The organism is Stutzerimonas stutzeri (assembly GCF_009789555.1).
GTDB classification, from domain to species: domain Bacteria; phylum Pseudomonadota; class Gammaproteobacteria; order Pseudomonadales; family Pseudomonadaceae; genus Stutzerimonas; species Stutzerimonas stutzeri_R.
Map to the genome: position 1 here is coordinate 1,606,640 of NZ_CP046902.1, position 23,633 is coordinate 1,630,272.

General features: G+C 63.1%; 22 protein-coding genes. 15 read left to right on the forward strand and 7 right to left on the reverse strand.

Annotated features, from left to right (window positions below; translation table 11 throughout):
• Window positions 1–29: 29 nt before the first annotated feature.
• Window positions 30–1,022, reverse strand: coding sequence for a GlxA family transcriptional regulator (locus GQA94_RS07480; RefSeq protein WP_158187416.1), 993 nt, complete (start codon window positions 1,020–1,022; stop codon window positions 30–32).
• A gap of 172 nt (window positions 1,023–1,194) precedes the next feature.
• Here GQA94_RS07480 and nfi point away from each other — a divergent pair, with 172 nt between their 5' ends.
• From nfi to GQA94_RS07500, 4 genes are all read left to right on the forward strand, one after another.
• Window positions 1,195–1,923, forward strand: coding sequence for a deoxyribonuclease V (gene nfi / locus GQA94_RS07485; protein WP_158187417.1), 729 nt, complete (start codon window positions 1,195–1,197; stop codon window positions 1,921–1,923).
• Between the two features lie 72 nt (window positions 1,924–1,995).
• The gene (ampD, locus tag GQA94_RS07490) at window positions 1,996–2,547 is read left to right on the forward strand and encodes a 1,6-anhydro-N-acetylmuramyl-L-alanine amidase AmpD (RefSeq protein ID WP_158187418.1); all 552 of its coding nucleotides are present in this window, start codon (window positions 1,996–1,998) and stop codon (window positions 2,545–2,547) included.
• 23 nt (window positions 2,548–2,570) lie between these two features.
• Complete coding sequence (gene ampE, locus GQA94_RS07495) at window positions 2,571–3,407, forward strand: regulatory signaling modulator protein AmpE (protein WP_158187419.1); 837 nt, start codon at window positions 2,571–2,573, stop codon at window positions 3,405–3,407.
• A 243-nt stretch (window positions 3,408–3,650) separates the two neighbouring features.
• Window positions 3,651–5,681, forward strand: a complete 2,031-nt coding sequence (locus GQA94_RS07500) for a methyl-accepting chemotaxis protein (protein ID WP_158187420.1) — start codon at window positions 3,651–3,653, stop codon at window positions 5,679–5,681.
• Window positions 5,682–5,693: 12 nt separating this feature from the next.
• On the opposite strand, the gene GQA94_RS07505 is transcribed toward GQA94_RS07500, so the two are convergent.
• Both GQA94_RS07505 and GQA94_RS07510 read right to left on the reverse strand, forming a co-directional pair.
• A complete protein-coding gene (locus GQA94_RS07505; RefSeq protein WP_158187421.1) occupies window positions 5,694–6,365 on the reverse strand; it encodes a response regulator in 672 nt (223 codons plus the stop codon).
• A complete protein-coding gene (locus tag GQA94_RS07510) occupies window positions 6,362–9,778 on the reverse strand; it encodes an ATP-binding protein (RefSeq protein WP_158190054.1) in 3,417 nt (1,138 codons plus the stop codon). Before GQA94_RS07510 ends, GQA94_RS07505 begins: the two co-directional genes overlap by 4 nt.
• Window positions 9,779–10,166: 388 nt before the next feature.
• On the opposite strand from GQA94_RS07510, the gene urtA reads away from it, so the two are divergent.
• The 9 genes from urtA (at window position 10,167) to GQA94_RS07555 (ending at window position 19,336) form a co-directional block, all read left to right on the forward strand.
• Window positions 10,167–11,339, forward strand: a complete 1,173-nt coding sequence (gene urtA / locus GQA94_RS07515; RefSeq protein WP_423835435.1) for an urea ABC transporter substrate-binding protein — start codon at window positions 10,167–10,169, stop codon at window positions 11,337–11,339.
• Window positions 11,340–11,411: 72 nt separating this feature from the next.
• On the forward strand, window positions 11,412–12,329 hold the full coding sequence (gene urtB / locus GQA94_RS07520; RefSeq protein ID WP_158187423.1) for an urea ABC transporter permease subunit UrtB: 918 nt from the start codon (window positions 11,412–11,414) through the stop codon (window positions 12,327–12,329).
• Between the two features lie 115 nt (window positions 12,330–12,444).
• Entirely contained in the window at window positions 12,445–13,626 is a 1,182-nt protein-coding gene (gene urtC / locus GQA94_RS07525) for an urea ABC transporter permease subunit UrtC (RefSeq protein ID WP_158187424.1), read from the forward strand.
• Window positions 13,623–14,384 (forward strand): urea ABC transporter ATP-binding protein UrtD, encoded by a 762-nt coding sequence (urtD, locus tag GQA94_RS07530; RefSeq protein ID WP_158187425.1) that lies wholly within the window; start codon window positions 13,623–13,625, stop codon window positions 14,382–14,384. The genes urtC and urtD overlap by 4 nt, the downstream gene beginning before the upstream one ends.
• 43 nt (window positions 14,385–14,427) lie before the next feature.
• Complete coding sequence (gene urtE / locus GQA94_RS07535; protein ID WP_158187426.1) at window positions 14,428–15,117, forward strand: urea ABC transporter ATP-binding subunit UrtE; 690 nt, start codon at window positions 14,428–14,430, stop codon at window positions 15,115–15,117.
• 230 nt (window positions 15,118–15,347) lie between these two features.
• A complete protein-coding gene (fmdA, locus tag GQA94_RS07540; protein WP_158187427.1) occupies window positions 15,348–16,577 on the forward strand; it encodes a formamidase in 1,230 nt (409 codons plus the stop codon).
• An 84-nt stretch (window positions 16,578–16,661) separates the two neighbouring features.
• Window positions 16,662–17,009 carry an FmdB family zinc ribbon protein gene (locus GQA94_RS07545; protein WP_158187428.1) on the forward strand — a complete coding sequence of 116 codons (348 nt, stop codon included), beginning with the start codon at window positions 16,662–16,664 and terminating at the stop codon, window positions 17,007–17,009.
• A 106-nt stretch (window positions 17,010–17,115) separates the two neighbouring features.
• Window positions 17,116–18,156, forward strand: a complete 1,041-nt coding sequence (locus GQA94_RS07550) for an aliphatic amidase (RefSeq protein WP_158187429.1) — start codon at window positions 17,116–17,118, stop codon at window positions 18,154–18,156.
• 130 nt (window positions 18,157–18,286) lie between these two features.
• Window positions 18,287–19,336, forward strand: a complete 1,050-nt coding sequence (locus GQA94_RS07555) for an AAA family ATPase (protein ID WP_158187430.1) — start codon at window positions 18,287–18,289, stop codon at window positions 19,334–19,336.
• On the opposite strand, the gene GQA94_RS07560 is transcribed toward GQA94_RS07555, so the two are convergent.
• The 3 genes from GQA94_RS07560 to ada are packed head-to-tail and all read right to left on the reverse strand — an operon-like array spanning window position 19,333 to window position 21,479.
• On the reverse strand, window positions 19,333–20,112 hold the full coding sequence (locus tag GQA94_RS07560) for a TatD family hydrolase (protein WP_199270110.1): 780 nt from the start codon (window positions 20,110–20,112) through the stop codon (window positions 19,333–19,335). The two genes, GQA94_RS07555 and GQA94_RS07560, sit on opposite strands and share 4 nt — an antisense overlap.
• 34 nt (window positions 20,113–20,146) lie before the next feature.
• Window positions 20,147–20,392 carry a hypothetical protein gene (locus tag GQA94_RS07565; protein ID WP_158187432.1) on the reverse strand — a complete coding sequence of 82 codons (246 nt, stop codon included), beginning with the start codon at window positions 20,390–20,392 and terminating at the stop codon, window positions 20,147–20,149.
• Window positions 20,393–20,441: 49 nt separating this feature from the next.
• Window positions 20,442–21,479: a bifunctional DNA-binding transcriptional regulator/O6-methylguanine-DNA methyltransferase Ada gene (gene ada / locus GQA94_RS07570; RefSeq protein ID WP_158187433.1), complete on the reverse strand. Its 1,038-nt coding sequence runs from the start codon at window positions 21,477–21,479 to the stop codon at window positions 20,442–20,444.
• Window positions 21,480–21,637: 158 nt separating this feature from the next.
• On the opposite strand from ada, the gene GQA94_RS07575 reads away from it, so the two are divergent.
• Together GQA94_RS07575 and bfr are read left to right on the forward strand one after the other, a co-directional pair.
• Window positions 21,638–22,528 (forward strand): PA4780 family RIO1-like protein kinase, encoded by an 891-nt coding sequence (locus tag GQA94_RS07575; protein ID WP_158187434.1) that lies wholly within the window; start codon window positions 21,638–21,640, stop codon window positions 22,526–22,528.
• Window positions 22,529–22,749: 221 nt separating this feature from the next.
• A complete protein-coding gene (bfr, locus tag GQA94_RS07580) occupies window positions 22,750–23,214 on the forward strand; it encodes a bacterioferritin (protein WP_158187435.1) in 465 nt (154 codons plus the stop codon).
• Between the two features lie 7 nt (window positions 23,215–23,221).
• On the opposite strand, the gene cueR is transcribed toward bfr, so the two are convergent.
• The gene (cueR, locus tag GQA94_RS07585) at window positions 23,222–23,620 is read right to left on the reverse strand and encodes a Cu(I)-responsive transcriptional regulator (protein ID WP_158187436.1); all 399 of its coding nucleotides are present in this window, start codon (window positions 23,618–23,620) and stop codon (window positions 23,222–23,224) included.
• Window positions 23,621–23,633 lie beyond the last annotated feature (13 nt).

A 23,633-nucleotide genomic window follows, 5' to 3' on the forward strand; every position in this document is an offset into this window, starting at 1 on the left:
ATCTTCCTACGCGTGTGGCGCTTCCAGCTTCAGCTGTTCTTGAACCTGTACTGCTGCCGGTACTGGTTAGGCGACAGTTCGGTGTGTTGGCGGAACAATCGCGCGAAGAAGCTCGCGTCGTCGTAGCCCACTTCATAGCTGATCGTCTTGATGCTCTTGCGGGTGGTGGACAGCAACGTCTTGGCCGTTTCGATACGCAGCCGTTGCAGATAGTGCAGCGGTTTGTCACCCGTTGCCGTCTGAAAGCGCCGCATGAAGTTGCGGATGCTCATGCCATGGTCGCGGGCCACGTCTTCGAAGCGGAACTTCTCGGCGAAATGCTCTTCCAGCCATTCCTGGATCTGCAGGATGCGAGTGTCCAGATGAAGTTTCTGGCCGCCGAAGCCGATGCGTCCGGGACTGTAGTTGCGCTGTACTTCGAACAGAATGTCGCGCGCCATGCCCTGCGCGATGTGCGCGCCGCAGAAGCGCTCGACCAGATGCATGTACAGATCGCACGCCGAGGTGGTGCCGCCTGCGCAGTACAGGTTATCGCTGTCGGTCAGGTGCTTTTCCTGGGTGAACAGCACTCGCGGAAAGCGTTCGGCGAACTCCCGCGCGAAGCGCCAGTGGGTGGTGCCTTCGCGTTCGTCGAGCAATCCCGCCGCTGCCATCCAGAACGCGCCGGAGGCTTCGCCGCAGATGGCGCTCCCGGCTTCGTGTCGAGCCTGTAGCCAGGGGCCCACCTGTGGATACTGGCGGCAGAGCGCATCGAAATCGCCCCAGAATGCCGGAAGGATTACCGCATCGGCATCATCCAGCGCCCCGTCGACCTCGATACGTGGCCCGCTGAATGTGCTGACCGGCTGACCATCGGGACTGACCAGTACCGTTTCGAAGGCGGGTGTCAGGTCCAGGCCGAGTTGCTTGCCATATCGCAGGCTGGCCATGTGAAAGAAATCCTTGGCGTGCAACAGGGTGGACGCAAATACCCCGTCGGTGGCCAGAATGCTGATACGTTTCAAGGGTTGGGCGGTGGGCATGCTCAGGGTCTTCTGACTGTTCCGTTTATTTTTGTATAGGCAAAGCAGGGTAAAACTGCCGCAGTCCGGCGGGAGCGTCTTATTTTTTTGCATGACTGTCCAGTCGAACGTGAGTCTAAGATGCTTGAAGGGCCGACACGCGGCGAGTCGGAACAGACATCAGAGGGTTTGCATGACCGTAAACACACCACGACCCCGAGCCGATGCGTTCAGTGAGTGGGATGGCAGCCCTGCGGCGGCCAGGGAAATTCAGAAGCAACTGGCCGGCAAGGTTGTGCTGGAGGACGATTTCGGCCCGCTGCGGCTGATCGCGGGGGTCGATGTCGGCTTCGAGGCGGGCGGCGAAATCACCCGCGCGGCGGCGGTGTTGCTCGATGCGGAAACGCTCGAGCCGTTGGCGCAGGCATTGGCGCGAATCCCCACGTGCATGCCCTATATTCCCGGCCTGTTGTCGTTTCGCGAACTGCCTGCGGTGCTGCAGGCGCTCGATTCGCTCGGGTACACCCCTGACCTGATCCTGTCCGACGGGCATGGCATCGCCCATCCCCGTGGTCTCGGCATCGCCGCGCACCTTGGCGTGATCACCGGACTGCCGACGATCGGCGTGGCGAAGAAGATCCTCACGGGGCACCACGCGCCACTCGGCGAGCGGCGCGGCGAGCGGGTCGACCTGCTGGACAAGGGGGGCAGCGTGATCGGCAGCGTGTTGCGAAGCAAGGACAAGGTGCGTCCATTGATTATCTCGCCGGGCAATCGGGTCAGTCTGGCGAGTGCGCCACAATTGGTGCTGCGCTATGTCACCCGCTACCGGTTGCCGGAACCGACGCGGCTGGCGGATCGCCTGGCTTCGCGACGCGATGAAAAGCGCGCCGATGCCCCGCAGGCGACGGACGGCGAATAGCCCAGGCGGCTTGCAGGCTGCCGCTCGCAGGCGCTAGCCTGCAAGCCCGCCGATCACCCAGGTTTCACGCTCATGCAGTTGGATCACGCGACAGGCTGGTGCCGAGGCATTCGCCATTGCCCCTCGCCCAACTTCAACCAGCGTCCTGATGGCGAAATATCGCTGCTGGTCATTCACAACATCAGCCTGCCGCCTGGTTGCTTCGGGACCGGCAAGGTCCAGCAGTTCTTCCAGAACTGCCTGCCCACCGATGAGCATCCCTTCTTCGAAGAGATCGCGAGCCTGCAAGTGTCGGCACATTTCCTCATCGAACGTGATGGCGCCATCACTCAGTTCGTCTCCTGTCTGGATCGTGCCTGGCACGCCGGCGTGTCGTGCTTCGGCGAGCGCGAGGGCTGTAACGACTTTTCCCTCGGTATCGAACTGGAAGGCACGGATGACACACCCTTCAGTGAAGCCCAGTACGAGAGTCTGACTCGCCTTTGCCAACTGCTGCAGCAAGCCTACCCGGGGATCACTCCGGAGCGGGTCTGCGGCCATAGTGATATCGCACCGGGGCGCAAGACCGACCCTGGCCCGGCATTCGACTGGCAGCGCCTGCGCGCGGCCTCGATCGTTGCCTGAGACCGCCCTCATAGGATACGAACATGATTTTTCTCGTGGTGCTGCTGGTTCTGCTTATCGACAAGCTCACCCACTGGCGGCGAGACGTGCAGCACGACGGAGCCTGGCTGCGTCTGCTACAGCGGGTCGAGGGCGATGCCGGGACGGTCGCCAGGCCCTGGTTGGGCCTGTTGCTGCTGGTGCTCGCGCCGGTGCTGCTGCTCGGTGTATTGCTGATGGCGCTCGAACCTCTGGCGTATGGCTGGCTCAGTCTGCCGCTTCATCTGCTGGTGTTGCTCTATAGCCTGGGGCGCGGCGAGGGCAAGCGCGAGTTCGGTGCATTTCGCGATGCCTGGCGGCGGGGTGACGACGAGGCCGCCGTGCTGGTGGCCGAGCGCGACTTGGGACTCGGCGCGCCGGACGCGCCGAGCTTGCTGCGGGCGGTTGAGGCGCAACTGCTCTGGCGCAGCCACCAAGGCTTCTTTGCGGTGATTTTCTGGTACGTGCTGCTAGGCCCCATGGCCGCGCTGGCATACCGGCTGCTTGCGTTGACCGTCGAGCATGCGCGCAGTGAAGACATGCGCGAGCGGGCCGGGCAACTGCGTCATGCGTTCGACTGGCTGCCGGTGCGGGTCCTGCTGGCCAGCTTCGGCCTGGTCGGCAACTTCGTCGCGGTCAACCGCGCCTTGCTGCACGACCTGTTGCACTGGGACATCCCGGCGCCCCGGTTGCTGGCCGAGGTCGGTCCGGCGGCGGCCGACCTGCGCGAGCCCTTCGAAGGCGAGGCGGGCATCGCCCGGCTCGACAGCCTCGCCGCCCTGCTGGTGCGTACTCGCATGCTCTGGTACACAGCCATCGCGCTCTGGGTCCTGCTGTTCTAGGGGCGGCGAACGGGGTAACGCGCCGCCCGGTCATGGTCGCGACCCTTACCGGGCGTCGGATAAACAGGGTGGATATGCCGGAATCGGCGCGCCTTCTGCCACTTGTTGAGCTATCACCCTGCCACTACCTTAAGTTACATAAACGGCGACCGATATCCCGTATAAGTGTGCTCGCGCCACTCTCTGACGAGCCCCGCTGCAGCCCCGATGCTGACGGCAATAATAAGAATTGGGAGACGTCTCTTGAACAGTCTGTTGTATCCCGCGATCGCATTGATGAATCGTCTGAGCTTCGGCATGAAGTTCAGCCTGATCAGCGTGCTCTTCTTCGTCCCCATGCTGCTGACCAACTTCTACGTGGTGCGTGACTCGTACCGGGAATTCGTGGGCACCCGTACCGAGCTGCAGAGTCTGGAGCTGATGGGCACCGCGTTGCAGCTGCGTCGGGAAATGGAGACGTGGAGGGACTTGGTGGAGATCGAGGGCATCATCGGCCAGACCGGCGAAGTGCAAGCACTCGTGACCCGGTTGGCCAATGTCGAACGGGCGCTCTCCGAGCGGATGCAGCGGCTGGCGCCGGTGAGTGAAAACCCCGAGCAGGTCGCCGAATTCAACACCCGCCGGGATGAGCTCGATGCCGCACTGCGCGAGGCGCAGGCGCAGCAGTCCTTGCAGGCCAAGGTGGCGATGGCGCGTGCGCTGTTGGGCAAGGCGCAGGTAATGATCAAGTTGATCGCCAGCCAGTCGGGGCTGAGCCAGGACGGCCAGCGCGACGTGCGGATGCTGGCCGAACTGCTGACCTCGGTGACGCCCTCGATCACCGCCGCGCTCGGCGAGGGCCGCGCGGTGGGTTCCTATACCTTCGGCCAGGGTTTCCTGAATTCCGACGCCAGCAACACCCTGGACAACCTGCTGCTCGAGCTGGAGAAGCAGCACGCCCAGTACGGCGCTCAGTTGCAGGACGTGCTCGGCGGCAGCGCCGCTGCGTTGCGTCAACTCGAAAGCTACGCCGAAGCCAGCCGGGGCTCCCTGCAGACCAGCAGTGATATTTTCCAGGATCAGGTGATCATGGCCGAGGCACTCGATCGTCCCTGGGAAAGTTTCTACGACCAGATCGGTACCGAGATGGCGAAGACCTACGCGCTCAATGACGCCATTCTCGGCTTTCTCGATGATGAGCTCGAGCAGCGACTGGAGCAAAAGCGTCTGTTGATGATCCTTCTGCTCGCCGCACTGGCGCTGGTATTCCTGCTCGTGGTCTACCTCTATAGCGCTTTCTACATGTCAACCCGTGCATCGCTGCGCAGCCTCGGCGCGATCATGGACCGCGTGGCCGCAGGCGACATGACGGCGCGTTTCACCGTTCAGAGCCGCGATGAGCTGGGCGAGCTTGGCCAGGTGTTCAACGACACGGTGGCCAGGATTCGCGAGCTGATCGAACGGGTCGGCCAGACGGTTGGCGAAGTGCAGCGTCAGGCGTCACGGGTCGAAATGGTCTCGGGCGAGAGCAACCAGACCGTGTCGCAACAGCGCGGTCAGATCGAGCAGGTCGCCACCGCCATGAATGAGATGTCCGCGACCGCTCAGGAAGTAGCCACCAGCGCCGAAGCGGCCGTCGGCAGCGCTCAGAGCGTCAACGATGAAACCGCCAGCGGTCGGGGGCTGGTGGTCGCCCAGGTCGGTGGAATCGGACGCTTGGCGGCGGAGATCGAGCAGTCGGTCAAGGTGATCAATCAACTGGCCAGCGACAGCAAGGCCATCAGCCAGGTGCTGGATGTCATCAAGGGTGTGGCCGAGCAGACCAACCTGCTCGCGCTCAATGCCGCGATCGAGGCGGCGCGGGCCGGTGAACAAGGTCGTGGCTTCGCTGTGGTTGCCGATGAAGTGCGCAGCCTCGCCAAGCGTACCCAGCAGTCGACCGAGGAGATCGAGCACATGATCGCGCGGTTGCAGGGCGGCGTCGGCGCGGCGGTCAAGACCATGCATGCGAGCCATTCGATGGCCGAAGAAACAGTCAGCCAGTCGGCTCAGGTACAGCAGGCGCTGGATAATATCCTTGGTGCCGTCGGTATCATCGTCGATCAGAACCAGCAGATTGCCGCGGCTGCGGAGCAGCAGACTGCCGTCGCGCACGACATCGACCGGAATATCGTCGCGATCAACGAAGCCGGACAACGCACCGCCGAAGGCGCAGGGCACACCGAACAGGCGAGCCGCGAGCTGACCGAGCTGGTTGCCCGTCTGCAGCAACTCATCGGAGCGTTCCGCGTCTGAGGCGCCGCCAGCTCAGCGAGACATGCCCGCGGACATGGCAACCGCCGCCGCGGCGGTTCGCGTCTCGACGCCGAGCTTCACGTAGACGTGTTCCAGGTGCTTGTTCACCGTGCGAGGGCTGAGGCCGAGGATGTCGCCGATGTCCTTGTTGGTCTTGCCGCAGGCGACCCAGTGCAGCACCTCGATTTCCCGGCTGGTGAGCTGGAAGCGCTGGCTCAGTGCCGCCTGGGTCCGGCCTTCATCCGCCGGCGTGGCAGGAGCCAGGCCGATCCTCGCCGATTGCAATGTACGCGCGGTACGCAGGTGCGCCGCGACCCGCGCCAGGACCTGTTCGGCATGGATGGGTTTGGTGACATAGTCATTGCCGCCGGCGGCAAACCCGGCAAGCACGTGTTCGCTTTCGGTCAGGGCGGTCATGAACAGTACCGGTATGTCTTGCAGGTCGGCTGAGGCCTTCATCTGGCGGCAGGTGTCGAAACCGTTCAGCCCCGGCATCAGCGCATCCAGCAAGACGATATCCGGGCGCAGGCGCTGCATGCGCTCCAGTGCGCTGACGCCGTCCATTGCGACCAGCACCATGTAGCCGGCGCGCTCCAGCGCATCGGATAACAAGGCGAGGTTGTCCGGAACGTCGTCGACGATCATCACGGTGCCTTGCTGGTCGATGGCGTGCGCCAGGTTCATTGACTCTGCTCCTCTGTCGGGTCGGTCTGTTCGGCTCGGCCGGGGGCTTGCGCGGCGAGGGTCAGCTGACGTGTCAACTCGTTCAGCTGGAAGCGTTTGGCCAGCTTCTGCAAACTCATGATGAAAACCCCGCAATCGGGTTCGCTTTGGGCGAGCTTGTCCAGGTGATCGAGCAGGCCTCGCACGTAGCCGAGCGAGGCCAGTTCCTGCAGCTCCTGTATCGCCTGGAGGGGAAGCAGGGCCATCGTCGGCGCGGGCACTTGGCTCATGTCGCGCTTGACCCACTCCAAGGCGAGGTGGGTCTGTATTTTTTCCAGCAGTACGGGTGTGTGCACGGGCTTGGCAAGGTAGTCCGTGCAGTGTCCGGGCGCGCTCGTATCACGGTCGTCGGCGAAGGCGTTGGCCGAGACGACAATGACGGGCGCGGTCGATCCGACGGATTCGCGGATCAACCGGCTGGTCTGCCAGCCGTCCATGTGCGGCATCGACAGGTCCATCAGGATCAGATCGGGGTTGAGCAGCGAGACCTGGCTCAAGGCTTCCTGCCCATTCGCCGCCATCGCGACTTCGAAGCCCAGCGGCGCCAGCATCCCGGCCAGTACCCGCCGATGGTCGAGGTGATCGTCCACCACCAACACGCGACGGCGTGGACCCTGATAGCCAATGATGTCGTGTTCGACATGCACCACCGCTTGGGGGGCCCGTACCTCCGACAGAAACAGCCGAACCTGGAACGCGGTGCCCTGGCCCACGTCGCTTTTGACCTGCAATTCGCCACCCATGAGCGCGGTGAGCATCCGGGTGATGGTCAGTCCCAACCCCAGCCCGCTGTCCTGGCGCAGCGGATCGCCGCGTTCGAAGGGCTGGAACAGTCGTTCGAGCTGCTCGGGTGCGATGCCGACGCCGGTGTCGATGATTTCGAAGGTCGCCGTTTCACGTAGATAGCTTGTGCGCAACCTCACACTGCCCTGGTCGGTGTAGCGCACGGCATTGCCGAGCAGGTTGATGAGGATCTGGCGCACCCGCTTTTCGTCGCCGCGAACCACTGATGGGATGCGTCCGCGCGTCTCGAAATCCAGGCTCAGGCCTTTGTCCTTCGCTTGTGGGGCGACCATCTGTTGCAGCTGCGTGAGAAATTCCGGAAAGGGAATCTCCGAGGGTTCGAGGTTGAGTTTTCCCGCTTCGATCTTGGCCACGTCCAGCAAACCGTCAATCAGCGAAAGCAGGTGCGCACCGCTGCGGTAGATGGTGTCGAGTGAGTCTCGATGGTGGGGCGGCATGGCGGCGTCGCGCTGGAGAATCTGGGCATAGCCGAGGATGCTGTTCAGCGGTGTACGCAGCTCATGAGAAAGACCGGTCACGTAGCGGCTCTTGGCGGCGTTGGCCGATTCCGATGCCTCCTTGGCGCGTTGCAGTTGCTCATCCGTCTTGCGGTGCGCCTCGATTTCCTGCATCAGCAGGGCGGTCTGACGATCGGACTCCTGCTGCGCCACGCGCCGGCTTTCGCGTGTCAGGACCAGCCACCAGGCGAGAATTCCGGCAAACAGCGACAGCGTCAGGAAGCCCTTGAAAAACGCCTGATCCAGCGCCTCGAAGGCTTGTGCCTGATTGGCGGCGACGCCTTGCGATACCTGGCTGTAGATCAGCCACAGGGCCAGGAACAATAAGCCGATGATCAGCCCCAGCACGCTGAGGTAATGGACCAGGCGGGTGTGCAGACGGGGCACCGAGGCCTGAGGAAATACCCATCTGATGAAATCATCGAACTGCTCGGTCAGCCGTGCGCGTGGTTTGCAGGCATCGCCGCAACGGGCATCGAGCGAACAGCACAGTGAGCAGATCGCACAGCCATAGGCCGGACAGGCGGCCATGTCTTCGCGCTCGAACGCGTTGCTGCACAAGCCGCAGACCACGCCATCCTGGCTGTCGGGATAGATCAGTTCGGGCGCGCTCTGGCGCGCGATGTAATAGCGGCCACGGGTCAATCGCGCGATCAGCGGTGCACAGAGCATCGCACTGCCCAGGGCGATTACCGGTGAGCCTGCCTGGGCCAGGTCGCCGAACGCGCCAAAGTGCGCCAGGATCGACAGCAGCGAGGCGATCAGCATGGCGCCGACGCCCACCGGGTTGATGTCATACAGATGCGCACGCTTGAATTCGATGTGCCTGGGCGAAAGCCCCAACGGTTTGTTGATCACCAGGTCCGCGACCAGGGCGCCGATCCAGGCCAGCGCCACGTTGGCATACAGCCCCAACACCTCCTCGATGGCGGCGAATACCCCCAGCTCCATCAGCATCAGCGCAATCGAGACGTTGAAAACCAGCCAGACCACGCGCCCCGGATGGCTGTGGGTGACGCGGGCAAAGAAGTTCGACCACGCCAGCGAACCGGCGTAGGCGTTGGTCACGTTGATCTTGATCTGGGAGACCACGACGAACAGCACCATCGCCGCCAGCGCCCACTCGGGCGAGGTGAATACATAGCTGAAGGCCACCAGATACATCTGGGTCGGCTCGGCCGCTTTCTCGATGGGAATCTGATGTTGCAGCGCAAGGAACGCGAGAAACGCCCCGGCAAGCATTTTAAGCGCGCCGGGAATAATCCAGCCGGGACCGGCCAGGATGACCGCGGCCCACCAGCGCTTGCGGTTGTGCTGGGTCTTTTCCGGCAGGAAGCGCAGATAATCCACCTGCTCGCCAATCTGGGTGATGAGCGCCAGCCCGACCGTGCAGGCGGCTCCGAAGGACAGCAGGCTGAACGCGCCGCCGTTGGCTTCGCGACCGGCAAAGGTGGTGAAGTCGGACAGCGCATCAGGGTTCTTGAACAGGACGAAGGCGTAGGGCAGCAACAACAACGTGAGCCAGACGGGCTGTGTCCAGAATTGCAGACGGTTGATCAGGGTGATGCCGTAGGTCACCAGCGGAATCACGATGATCGAACACACCACATACGCCAGCGCCAGCGGCATGCCGAAGTACAGCTCCAGCGCCAGCGCCATGATGGCGGCTTCGAGGGCGAAGAACAGAAAGGTGAACGTCGCGTAGATCAGCGAGGTGATGGTCGAGCCGATGTAGCCGAAACCGGCGCCACGGGTCAGCAGGTCCATGTCCAGGCCGTAGCGGGCCGCGTAATAGCTGATCGGCAGCCCGGTCAGGAAGATTGCGAGACTGACCGCAATCACCGCCCACAGGGTATTGGTAAAGCCGTAACTCAGCGCCAGGGTGCCGCCAATCGCCTCCAGCGCCAGGAACGAGACCGCGCCCAGCGCCGTGTTGGCAATGCGGAACTCCGACCATTTGCGAAACGACTTCGGTGTGAAACGCAGCGCATAGTCTTCCAGCGTCTCGTCCGCAACCCAGCGGTTGTAGTCGCGACGAATCTTGACGACTCGCTGAGTACCTGTGGGATGCACGTCGAGACTCTCGGTCGATTGGGTCTCTCCATCAAGCAACTTGCATGCCCTCCGATTGCGTGTTCGCCGCGTTCGCGCAGGCGTTGTCCCCACGTGGTGATTTCGCTGGGAGAAAACACGCGCGCCGCCCTCTGCGTAGCGCGCAGCATGCACCGGTTTCGGGCGTTGGCGCGCTACGTCAGATGACGTATGGGGTTACGTCAATCTGCGTATACCGAGGATCGCTGCCCCACCGCATCCTTGCTCTCGACCCGATGCCGGCCCGTCGCAGCTTGCGGCAAACCACGCACGGCCCACCGAGACAGGAGCACAGATCATGGATTCAAAACTGACGGGTTCGTCACTTCGTCTACCCCGCCGATTCGCGCAGGGAGCCGCGGCGCTGTCGATGCTTGCCTTGAGCGTTTTCGCATCGTCCACCATGGCCCAGGACGTGAATTCCACGGGCCTGGCCGTTACCGACACGGAAGTGGTCGTGGGGCAGTTGCACTCCGCAACCGGGACCATGGCGATATCGGAAACCGGATCGATCCAGGCCGAGCGCCTGGCCATCGACCAGATCAACGCCAGCGGTGGCATCCTCGGCCGGCAGATCAAGGTCATCCAGGAAGACGGCGCGTCCGACTGGCCGACCTTTGCCGAGAAGGCCCGCAAGCTGCTGGAGCGTGACAAGGTCGCGGCGGTCTTCGGCTGCTGGACATCCGCCTCACGCAAGGCCGTTCTGCCAATCTTCGAGCGTCAGAACGGGTTGCTCTACTACCCGACCTTCTACGAGGGTCTCGAACAGTCGAAGAACGTCGTCTACACCGGCCAGGAAGCCACCCAGCAGATTCTTGCCAGCCTTGACTGGATCGCCAAGGAGAAGGGCGCCAAGACCTTCTACCTGCTGGGTTCCGACTACATCTGGCCACGCACCTCGATGAAGATTGCGCGCAAGCACATCGAAACGGTGCTGGGCGGCAAGGTGGTCGGCGAGGAGTACTACCCGCTCGGCAATACCCAGTTCGGCTCGCTGACCAACAAGATCAAGCTGAGAAAGCCTGACGTGATTTTCGCCGCCGTGGTCGGGGGTTCCAACGTTGCGTTCTACAAGCAGCTCAAGGCCGCCGGCATCACCGCGGACAAGCAGACCCTGCTGACCCTGTCGGTCACCGAGGACGAACTGCTGGGCATTGGCGGTAACAACATGGAAGGCTTCTACGCCTCGATGAAGTATTTCCAGAGCCTGGATAACCCGAACAACGTCGCCTTCGTCAAAGCCTTCAAGGAAAAGTATGGCGCCGATTCGGTCATCGGCGACGTGACCCAGGCGGCCTATCTCGGCCCCTGGCTGTGGAAGGCGGCGGTTGAAAAGGCTGGCAGCTTCGACGTCGACAAGGTGGTCGCCGCGTCAGCTGGTCTGGAACTCGACACCGCGCCGGAAGGCTACGTCAAAGTCCACGACAACCAGCATCTGTGGAGCAAGACCCGCATCGGCGAAGTGAAGGCCGATGGTCAGTTCACCGTGGTCTACGAGTCCGACCTGATCGAGCCGAACCCATTCCCCAAGGGTTATCAGTAACGCCCGAAAAACCCGAGCGTCCGACCCACATCGTCGGACGCCGGGCTTCTGCGGCTTTTCGAGGACACCACTATGCAATGGCTATCGGAGTTCGGCGCCATCACCGTCATGCAGGGGTTCAATGGCCTGTCGGTGTTCTGCGTGTTGCTGCTCATGGCGCTGGGACTGGCGATCATCTTCGGTCAGATGGGCGTGATCAACATGGCCCACGGCGAATTCCTGACCGTTGGCGCCTACACCACGTATCTGATTTCAACCCTGACGCTGCAATTCGTGCCTGGGCTGCAGCCGTACTACTTCTTTTTCGCCATCGTTGTTTCGTTCGTGATTGCCGGAGCGCTCGGCTGGCTGGTCGAGTGGGCGATGATCAGCAAGCTCTACCACCGCCCGCTCGACACCCTGCTCGCGACCTGGGGGCTTTCGCTGGTGATGCAGCAGACGTTCCGCTCGATCTTCGGCGCACGCGAGGTCAGCGCCGAGTTGCCCGAATGGCTGATGGGCTCGTTCAACCCCACCGACGCCATCGATATTCCGCGCAACGGCCTGTTCATGATGGCGCTGGTGCTGGTGCTGACCTCGACGATCTTCTTCCTCCTGTATCGCTCGCGCTGGGGCTTGCAGGTTCGCGCCACCATGCAGAACCGGGTGATGAGCCGCGCGGTCGGGATCAACACGAAAAAGGTCGATCGCATGACCTTCGCGCTGGGCTGCGGCGTGGCCGGCGTGGCCGGCGCGGCCTTTACCACCATCGGCTCCACCGGGCCGACTTCCGGCTCGCTGTATATCGTCGATACCTTCCTGGTGGTGGTTTTCGGTGGCGCGCAGAGCCTGTTCGGCACCATGGCATCGGCATTCGCCATCGCGCAGACGCAGTCGATATCCGAATTCTTCATCAGCGGTTCCATGGCCAAGGTGCTCACCCTGTCCGCGGTGATCCTGATTCTGATGATGCGCCCGCAGGGGCTGTTCTCGATCAAGGTGCGCAAATGAGTCGCCGCGTGCTGTCGCGTTCGAGCCGGTGCGCCGCGATGGCCGGTCGGTCCTGGCGTGGACGCGCCGCTGCGCAGGCGTGTGTACATGAACCATATTGCAGAGGGCTCCGCTCATGAAACGCGCCTACACGAATCTGCTCGGCGGCAGACAGGGAGCGGTTGGCCTGTTGGTACTGGCCGCCCTGATCCTGGTGGTCTTCCCGCTGTTGCTCGACAGCTTCAGGCTGAACATGGTCGGCAAGTACCTGACCTACGCGTTCGTCGCGGTCGGCTTGGTGCTGTGCTGGGGCTACGGCGGCATTCTCAGCCTCGGCCAAGGCATATTCTTCGGTCTGGGCGGCTATTGCATGGCGATGTTCCTCAAGCTGGAGGCGTCGGACCCGGAAAGCACCAGCATCCAGTCGACGCCCGGCATTCCGGACTTCATGGACTGGAACCAGCTCACCGAGCTGCCGCTGTTCTGGGAACCCTTCCACAGCTTTGGTTTTACCTTGCTCGCGGTGGTCGCGGTGCCGGTGATTCTGGCGCTGGTCATCGGCATGGCGATGTTCAAACGGCGCGTGGGCGATGTGTATTTCTCCATCGTGACCCAGGCCATCGCGGCGATTCTCACCATCCTCATCATCGGCCAGCAGGGCCTCACCGGCGGGGTCAATGGCATCACCGACCTGAAGACCCTGATGGGTTGGGATATTCGCGGCGACGAAGCCAAGGTCACGCTCTACTTCGTCTGCGCGGTGCTGTTGCTGTGCTGCATCCTGCTAGGCCGTTTCATCCTCACCTCCAAGCTGGGGCGACTGCTGATGGCCATGCGCGACAAGGAGGAGCGGGTGCGCTTTTCCGGCTACGACGTGGCCAGCTTCAAGATCTTCGTGTTTTGCGTGGCCGCCGCGTTCTCCGGAATCGGCGGCGCGCTGTTCACCTTGCAGGTCGGCTTCATGTCGCCCAGCTTCGTCGGCATCGTGCCCTCGATCGAGATGGTCATCTTCGCGGCGGTGGGCGGGCGCATGTCGCTGCTGGGCGCGGTGTACGGCGCCTTGCTGGTCAATTACGGCAAGACGGTGTTTTCCGAGAGCTTTCCGGAACTGTGGCTGTACTTCATGGGCGGCCTGTTCATCGTCGTGGTGATGTATTTCCCCAATGGCCTGGCCGGGCTTTACCAGAGTCACGGACGCAAATGGCTGGCGCGGTTATCGGCGAAACGCGGGATCAGCCCGCCAGCGACCACCGCCCGGGCCGAGCCTGTTTCGCCCGTCGAAACCGACAGCCGCAAGGAACTGGAGACCACGCCATGACCGCCACAGCCGCGTTTCATATGCCCAAGCCGGTGCTGGTCGTGGAGGGCCTGACGGTCTCGTTCGATGGCTTCAAGGCAGTCGATGACCTGAATCTGTATCTGGATCGCAACGAAGTGCGAGTGGTCATCGGCCCCAACGGCGCTGGCAAGACCACCGTGCTCGATCTCATCTGCGGCAAGACCAAGGCCACTGGTGGCAGCATTCAGTTCAACGATCGTGAACTGACGAAAATGCGCGAGTACGACATCGTCCGGGCCGGCGTGGGGCGCAAGTTCCAGAACCCTTCGATCTACGAAAACCTGTCGGTGTTCGAGAATCTCGAAATGTCCTATCCGGTGGGCCGCAAGGTCCTCGGCGCGTTGTTCTTCAAGCGCACCGCCGAGGTGGTCGCACGGGTCGAGGAGGTCGCCGGGGAAATCTTCCTCTCCGATTTCCTGCACCAGCAGGCCGATCTGCTTTCCCACGGGCAGAAGCAGTGGCTGGAAATCGGCATGTTGCTGATGCAGAACCCGGAGCTGCTGATGCTGGACGAACCGGTGGCCGGCATGAGCGTGTCCGAGCGCGCGCAGACGGCCGAGCTGCTCAAGCGCATCAGCCAGGGGCGCTCGGTGCTGGTCATCGAGCACGACATGGAATTCGTCAAGAGCATTGCCCACAAGGTCACTGTGCTGCATCAGGGCAAGGTGCTCGCGGAGGGCAGCATGGATGCGGTGCAACAGAACCCGAAAGTGATCGAGGTCTACCTGGGGCATTGACCGGTGCTGCAAGCGGTCGTGGCGCCATTCAAAGGAGAAAAGCATGTTCAAGGTCAGCAACCTCGCATCCGGTTACGGTCAGAGCCAGATACTTCACGACCTCAGCCTGAACGTGGACAAGCGGGAAATCGTCGCGATCATGGGCCGTAACGGCATGGGCAAGACCACGTTGTTCAAGACGCTGATGGGCATCATCGAGCCGAGTGCCGGCAGCGTTCGGGTCGATGGCCAGGAAGTGGGCGATCTGCAAACGCATCAACGCGTCGAGCGCGGTGTCGCCTATGTCCCCCAGGGGCGGATGATATTTCCCAGTATGAGCGTGCTGGAAAACATCCAGACCGGGTTGCCGGCGTCGGCTCACGGCAAGGTTCCCGAGGATATCTATGCGCTGTTTCCCGTGCTGCACGAGATGCGCAAGCGCAAGGGCGGCAATCTGTCCGGCGGTCAGCAGCAGCAACTGGCGATCGCCCGGGCGCTGGCGACCAACCCCAAGGTGCTGTTGCTCGACGAGCCCACCGAGGGCATCCAGCCGTCGATCATCAAGGACATCGCGCGCACCCTCAAGGAGATCCGCAACCTGCGCGACCTCACCATCGTGGTCTCGGAGCAGGTGTTGTCGTTCACCATGGAAATCGCTGACCGCTTCCTGGTGATCGAGAAAGGTCGCTTCGTGCTGGAAGAAACCCGCGGCAAGGTCGACGAGCACCTCATCAGCCGCTACCTCTCGGTGTAGACCGCGCGGGCCCGAAGGCATGCGGACAGGCGCGACCTGCCGCATGCCGACGCCGCAACCGTGACGTGATGTCACGGTGATCCAGCGTGCCTGAAGCGCTGGAATCGCCCGTCACTGCTGGCCTCTGGCCCTACGTCATCCGACGTATTCCGCAAAATCGCCCTTCGGAAAAGACTAGCCCGGTACTCAGCGAGACCGCTGATTTCCCCACGGGTCCCAGGAGCTTCGTCATGACCGAAACGCTGATCAAGGTCGATTTGAATCAGGCCGCCACCGAGAACGAAAACATCCACAACCGCTGGCATCCCGATATCCCGATGGCCTGCTGGGTCAAGCCGGGCGATGACTTCATCCTCGAAACCTACGACTGGACCGCTGGCGCCATCAAGAACGATGACGACGCCAGCGATGTGCGCGACGTCGACCTGTCCACCGTGCATTACCTGTCCGGTCCGGTAGGCGTGCAGGGCGCCGAACCGGGTGATCTGCTGGTAGTCGATCTGCTCGATATCGGTGCCCGTCAGGATTCGCTCTGGGGTTTCAATGGCTTCTTTTCGCAGCAGAATGGCGGCGGTTTCCTCACCGATCATTTCCCCCATGCGCAGAAGTCCATCTGGGACTTCCAGGGCATGTTCACCCGTTCGCGGCACATCCCGGGTGTCAACTTCGCCGGCCTGATTCATCCTGGCCTGATCGGCTGCCTGCCCGATCACAAGATGCTCGCCGACTGGAACAAGCGCGAACAGGAACTGATCGACAGCAACCCCACGCGCGTGCCGCCGTTGGCCAATCCGCCGCTGGCGGCGACCGCGCACATGGGCAAGCTGACCGGCGAGGCGCGCGACAAGGCTGCGCTGACCGGCGCCCGCACCGTGCCGCCACGCGAACACGGCGGCAACTGCGACATCAAGGACCTGTCGCGCGGCTCGAAGATTTTCTTCCCGGTCTATGTGGACGGCGCCGGGCTGTCGGTGGGCGACCTGCACTTCAGTCAGGGGGACGGGGAAATCACCTTCTGCGGCGCCATCGAAATGGCTGGCTGGGTGCACATGAAGGTGGAACTGATCAAGGGCGGGATGGCCAAGTACGGCATCAAGAACCCGATCTTCAAGCCCAGCCCCATCGTGCCCACCTACAACAACTACCTCATCTTCGAGGGCATTTCGGTCGACGAGGCGGGTAAGCAGCATTATCTGGACGTCAACCTTGCCTACAAGCAGGCCTGCCTGAACGCGATCAACTACCTGACCAAGTTCGGCTACTCGCCCGCCCAGGGCTACTCGCTGCTTGGCTCGGCGCCGGTACAGGGGCATATCAGCGGCGTGGTCGACATTCCCAACGCCTGCGCGACCCTCTGGTTGCCGACCGAAATCTTCGAGTTCGACATCAACCCCAACGCGTCCGGCCCGATCAAGCATCTGGATGGCAGTGTCGACCTGCCGATCGCCCTGGACAAATGAGTTCGCTGCCCGCGTGTATCCGGTGCTTTGGACGGCGGCCAGGTACGCGCGGGTGGTGGGCGCCACGACCGCGAGGAGTTCGTCATGCCGATCTATGAATACGACTGCGCGCAATGCGGCGACTTCAGTGTGCTACGGCCCATGGCCGAGCGCGACGAGGTCTGCGCGTGCCCCTGCTGCGCGGGTGAAAGCCAGCGCGTGATTCTCTCGGCGCCGGGTCTGGCAACCATGGCCGGCAGCCAGCGGCGCGCGATTGAAACCAACGAGCGCGCCGCGCACGCACCGCAAACCCTTGCCGAGTACGCGAGCAGGCGCAAGCACCCGGCCGGCTGCAATTGCTGCGGCCCGAGCAAGCCGAACGTGCCGACCAAGGCCAACCCTCATGCCATGAAAGGCAAACCGGCCGGTCGGCCCTGGATGATCAGCCACTAATTCCATCAACTGCGGGTGGCTTCAGGCCGCCCTTGTGCGGTTGGGGAAAGCCCATCCCGCGCTACCCAACGCACGGTCGCCCGCCGTGGATACCGAGGAGAACAACATGCGTCACGGAGATATTTCCAGCAGTCCCGATACCGTCGGCGTTGCCGTCGTCAACTACAAGATGCCGCGCCTGCACACCAGGGCAGAAGTCCTGGCGAATGCACGCCAGATCGGCGAGATGATCAAGGGCATGAAACTCGGCCTGCCGGGCATGGACCTGGTGGTGTTTCCCGAGTACAGCACCATGGGGATCATGTACGACCCCGCCGAGATGATGGAAACCGCGACGACCATTCCCGGCGAGGAAACCGCGATTTTCGCGGCTGCCTGTCGCGAGGCGAAAACCTGGGGCATCTTTTCACTGACCGGCGAACGCAACGAAGACCCCGGCAAAGCCCCGTACAACACGCTGATCCTGATGAACGATCAGGGTGAGATCGTGCAGAAATACCGCAAATGCATCCCGTGGTGCCCCATCGAGGGCTGGTATCCGGGCGACCGCACCTATGTCTCCGAAGGCCCGAAGGGCATGAAGATCAGCCTGATCATCTGCGACGACGGCAACTACCCCGAAATCTGGCGTGACTGTGCGATGAAGGGCGCCGAGTTGATCGTGCGCTGCCAGGGTTACATGTATCCGGCCAAGGAGCAGCAAGTGCTGATGTCCAAGACCATGGCCTGGGCCAACAACTGCTATGTCGCGGTGGCCAATGCGGCGGGCTTCGATGGCGTCTACAGCTATTTCGGTCACTCGGCGCTGATCGGTTTCGACGGACGCACGCTGGGTGAGTGCGGCGAGGAAGAAATGGGCATCCAGTACGCACAACTGTCGGTTTCGCAGATCCGCGACGCCCGCGCCAATGACCAGTCGCAGAATCACCTGTTCAAGCTGTTGCACCGTGGCTACACCGGCATGCACAACTCCGGCGACGGTGACCGTGGCGTCGCCGATTGTCCTTTCGAGTTCTACCGCACCTGGGTGCTCGACGCCGAGAAAGCCCGCGATGAGGTGGAGGCCATGACCCGGACGACCGTCGGCGTAGCGGATTGCCCGGTTTACGACCTGCCTCACGGCGGTCGGGAAAAGACGGTGGGGTAGGGCGACCTTGGTCCGCCGCAGACGGCCACGTAGCCCGTCGGCGGCGGCTGTCTTGATCGCAGCGCTGCGTTGAAGCGCGTTCTCGGGCTTCGACGCCGCTGCACGCTCGCTCCCCTTCCGGAAATGACCCATGCCTTTCGTCAACGACCTCATCGATTACAACCGAGAGCAGGCGGCACGAGGCGTCGAAACGGCCCGTGCGAAGCCTGGCGCTTCGCGCTATCTGTTCGAGCCGGCCGAGGTCATGGCCTTGTTGCGCAGCCGCATCGTGGGGCAGGAGACGGCCCTGGACGCGATCGAGGCCACGCTCAAGGTGATCAAGGCCGAGATCGGCGCGCCAGACCGACCGCGTGCCGTGATGTTGTTCCTCGGTCCCACCGGTGTCGGCAAGACCGAGACCGTCCGCCTGCTGGCCCAGGCCATTCATGGCAAGCCCGATGCGTTCTGTCGCATCGACATGAATACCCTGGCCCAAGAGCACTACGCGGCGGCCCTGACCGGCGCCCCACCGGGTTACGTGGGAAGCAAGGAAGGCACCACCTTGTTCGATATCGAGGCGATCCAGGGCAGTTTCAGCCGCCCGGGCATTGTCCTGTTCGATGAGCTGGAAAAGGCCAGCCGCGAGGTCGTGCGCAGCCTGCTCAACGTGCTCGACAGCGGCCAGCTGACACTCTCGGCAGGGTCCCGCACGATCGACTTCCGCAACAGCCTGATATTCATGACCAGCAACATTGGCGCGCATGAGGCGTGGCTGGCGCGGAGCCGCTACCAACGTGGCTGGCGGCGTTGGCTTGGCATGCGTGCGGTCGATGATGCGCAGGTGCTGGACGATGCGTTGCACCGGGATTTCGAGCCTGAATTTCTCAATCGGATCGACCGCATACTGCGCTTCGAGCGCCTGGACGATCAGTGGCTGCAGGCGTTGCTGGATATCGAGTTGGGCAAACTCGATCAGCGTCTCGCCCGGCGCGGATGCAGGCTCATGCTCAGCCCTGCCGCACGGCAGCTGCTGTGCGTCGCGCACGATCCTCGCTTCGGCGCGCGGGAATTGACGCGCAGGGTGCGCACGCTGCTGGAGCCGGCGCTGGCCGATGCACTGCTGCAGCACCCGGCTGCGGCGACATTCGAGGCCGACGTGGAAGGTGAGCAATTGCGCGTGCGGCCTGTTCCGGCCGCTTAGCCCCAGCCAAACAGTTCGCAGCTGTTTCGGTAGCTCGCCTCGGCCAGTTGCTCAGGGCTGATGCCTTTGATGTCGGCCAGCTCGCGGCAGATATCAGGCAGGAACTCCGGACTGTTGCGCTGGCCAGCATGGCTGTGGGGCGCGATGTCGGGTGCGTCGGTTTCCAGCACGATGCTGTCCAGCGGAAGCTGCTGGAGCACCCGGTGCATGCGGTGCGCCTGCGGCCAGGTGCCGGCACCGCCGAGGCCCAGCTTGTAGCCGAGGCGAATGTACTCGCGCGCTTCCTCCCAACTGCCGCTGAAGGCATGGGCGATACCGGCGCGCTTGAGCTTGTGCTGCTTCAGGGTGGCAATCATTTGCGCATGGGCGCGGCGCACATGCAGCAACACCGGCAGTTCGAATTCGTCAGCCAGATCGAGCTGGGCGTCGAGCAACTGTTGCTGGCGCGCCTTGTCAGGGGCTTCGATGTAGTAGTCCAGGCCAATTTCGCCGATGGCACAGAGTTTGTGCTGCCCTTGCAGCCGTACCAGCCAGCCGCGCAATTGGTCGAGGTGCGCCGGTTGGTGGTCGTGCAGAAACACCGGGTGCAGGCCCAGCGCGGCGTACACCGACGGTTCGTCCAGCGCCATTTGCCACACGCGCGCCCAGTTCGCCTGATGCACGCCGAGCACCAACAGCCGCTCGACACCGGCTTCGCGGCAACGCGCCAGCACCTGATCGCGGTCAGGGTCGAAAGGGTGGAAATCGAGATGGGTGTGCGTGTCGATCAGGCGCACGACCGGCTTCTCCTGGTCTGGCTGGATGGGGGGATCAGCGGCTCGGTTCTTCCTCGATCTGGATGTCGCTGACACCCAGCTCCGCCATGCGGCTGTGCTCGCTGGGCCGCGTTGGAATCTCCCAAGGGGCATCCGTTGCCGCTCGCGGCTCGCGGACATGATGCAGGAGAATCTCCAGTTCGGCTTGTTCCATGTCCGGTTCTTCGAAGGCGCTGAGCGTGAACGAGGCCGGTTTGCCGTTGATCAGGTAGTGGATGCGATAGCGTTTCAGTTCGGTCATGGCGGCTCTCGATTCCGGGGTCATGGAACATCGGACCGCCAAATCGCCGTCAGGCTCCCGTGTCTTCGCGCTCCGATTCGAGTAGCGCCGCCTTGCGCTCCAGCCCCCATCGATAGCCGGTCAGCGACTGGTTGGCGCCAACGACGCGATGACAGGGCACCAGCAACCCGACGGGATTGCTGGCGCAGGCCCTGGCGACCGCGCGGGCGTGGCTGCCGAGGTGTTCGGCCAGCTCGCCATAACGTCGGGTCTGGCCCACCGGGATGGCTTGCAAGGCTTGCCAGACGCGCTGCTGGAACGCGCTGCCACGCAGATCGAGCGGCAACCGGGCGGCGCGAGAGGGCTCCTCCAGTTGCGTCAGGATCGAGCGCAACCATTCGCCGAGCCCGTCCTGGTCGCGTACGAGCTCGGCGGCAGCGAAGCGTGATTGCAGCTCGCTCAAGAGTTCGTGCTCCAGCTCGCCAAACAGCAACGCGCAGATTCCGCGCTCGCTGGCCGCGATCAGCAGCAGCCCCAACGGACAGGCGCTGGTGGCGTAGCGCAGCGATTCGCCGGCCCCTTTTCGACGGCGCTGCGCCGGGCTCAGCGCCGTGCTGCTCTGATAGACGCCGCGGGTGCTGCCGTAGCCGGCCTCCAGGGCTGCGTCGAGCACCGAATCGGCGGCCGGCAGGCGTGTTTCCAGCCGCTCGCGGCGTCGACCGGCCGCCCAGGCGCGTGGCGTGAGGCCGGTACGCGATTTGAACGCCCGTGCCAGATGCGACGCGGACAGGCCGATACGTGCGGCCAACTGGTCGAGAGTCACCGGCTCGGCACGCTCATCCAGCAGCCGACAGGCCGCGACGACCAGCGCGTCCAGCTGTTCGGCCGGGCTCTGGCCTTGTGGCGAGCAGCGCTTGCAGGCACGGTAACCGGCGGCTTCGGCATCCGCGGCAGTGCTGAAGAAGCTGACGCCGTCACGCCTCGGTCGGCGCGCCGGACAACTGGGACGGCAGAAGATCCGGGTCGAACGCACGGCGAACACGAAACGATCGTCATAGCCTGGATCGCGGTCGCAGAGTGCTTGCCAACAGTGGTCGAAATCGAGCATTGCGGTGCTCCCTGGGTGGTTGATTCGAATTGTCCGCCCTGCTCATCGTGGATGCCAATCCGCAACGCGCTTTTAAACTTGGCGGCGACCATGGAAGCCCGATGACGATTACCGTAACCTGCAATCCTGCATAGTCGAAAAGGGTCTATACGCTGCTGATGAAAACGCCAAAACGACTCGAGCCGCTTGTCGAGGATGGGCTGATCGACGAAGTGCTGCGGCCGCTGATGAGCGGCAAGGAAGCAGCGGTCTATGTGGTGCGCTGCGGCGACGAGCTGCGCTGCGCAAAGGTCTACAAGGAGGCCAACAACCGGAGTTTTCGCCAGGCCGTCAAGTATCAGGAAGGTCGCAAGGTGCGTAGCAGCCGCGATGCCCGTGCGATGGCCAAGGGCTCCAAACACGGGCGCAAGGAAAAGGAAGAAAACTGGCAGAACGCTGAAGTCGCTGCGTTGTTCCGCCTGGCCGATGCGGGCGTGCGCGTGCCCAAGCCTTACGATTTTCTCGACGGTGTGCTGCTGATGGAGATGATCACGGGCGACGATGGCGATGCCGCGCCGCGTCTCAACGACGTCGATCTGCATCCTGACGATGCGCGCGAATTCCACGCGTTCATGATCGGCGAGGTAGTGAAGATGCTTTGCGCCGGTCTGGTCCATGGCGATCTGTCCGAATTCAACGTGCTGCTCGACGGCTACGGGCCGGTGATCATCGACCTGCCGCAGGCGGTCGACGCTGCCGGCAACAACCACGCGTTCGAGATGCTCGAGCGCGACGTGGGCAACATGTCGGCGTACTTTGGCAGGTTCGCCCCTGAACTCAGGTTCACCCGCTATGCCAAGGAAATGTGGGCGCTCTATGAAGACGGCAAGCTCACCCCGGAAACAGAGCTGACCGGCGAATTCGCAGAACCGGAAGACGCCGCGGATCTCGACGCGGTGATGCGCGAGATCAAGGCGACCCTGGCTGATCAGACTCGCAAGGAGGCGCTGCGCAACGCCACGGACGAGCCGACTGACGAACCGCCTACGCCGCCGTGGATGCGTAACTGACCGAGCTGGCCATCGACCGTTCCGACGGTCGGGTATCGCACCGGCTGGCGTGGCGCACGGCGCTTTCGGTGCGGAGCGTCCTGCGGTCAGCGCTCTGGCTCGGGTATCGGCCCATGCTCGGATGACCGGGCACTGGCCCGTCTGCAGCAACGCACGTCGGTTCGTCAGCCGCCGATTGGGCGTATCATGGTCGCTGATTCAACTCGAGCGGGAGCGTCGCAATGCAAGGTCAGCCACAGGTCATCGAATACCTCAAGGAACTGCTGCGTGGGGAGCTGGCCGCGCGCGATCAGTATTTCCTGCACTCGCGGATGTACGCCGACTGGGGCTTCAGCAAACTCTACGAGCGCATCAACCACGAGATGGAAGAGGAAACCCAGCACGCTGACGCATTGCTGCAGCGCATCCTGTTCCTCGAAGGTACGCCCGACATGACGCCCGAGCCGCTGAACGTCGGGCACACCGTGCCGGACATGCTGCGCAGCGACCTGGCACTGGAATACAAGGTGCGGGCCGCGCTGGCCAAGGGAATCGAGCTGGCCGAACAGCACGGCGACTATCCGACGCGCGACATTCTCGCCGCGCAACTGATGGATACCGAAGAAGATCATGCCTACTGGCTGGAGCAGCAGCTCGGGCTGATCGATCGCATCGGCCTGCAAAACTACCTGCAATCGCAGGCGTAATCGCCGCTCAACAGCAGCCGCCGGACTCCAGATCCTTTAGGATCGGGCAGTCCGGGCGGTCGTCGCCGTGGCAATGGTCGATCAACTGTTGCAGCGTGTCGCGCAGGCCCACCAGCTCGGCGATCTTCTGGTTCAGCGCGTCGATATGCGCGCCGGCCAACGCCTTGACGTCGGCACTGGCGCGCTGGCGGTCCTGCCAGAGCGTCAGCAGCTTGCCTACTTCCTCCAGAGAAAACCCAAGGTCCCGCGAACGCTTGATGAAGGCGAGGCGGTGCAGGTCTTCCTGACCGTAATGGCGATAGCCGTTGGCACTGCGCCCGGCGGGGCTGATCAGGTCGATGGATTCGTAGTAGCGGATCATCTTCGCCGACAATCCGGTTTTCTTCGCCGCTTGGCCAATGTTCATGCGGGTCTCCCCA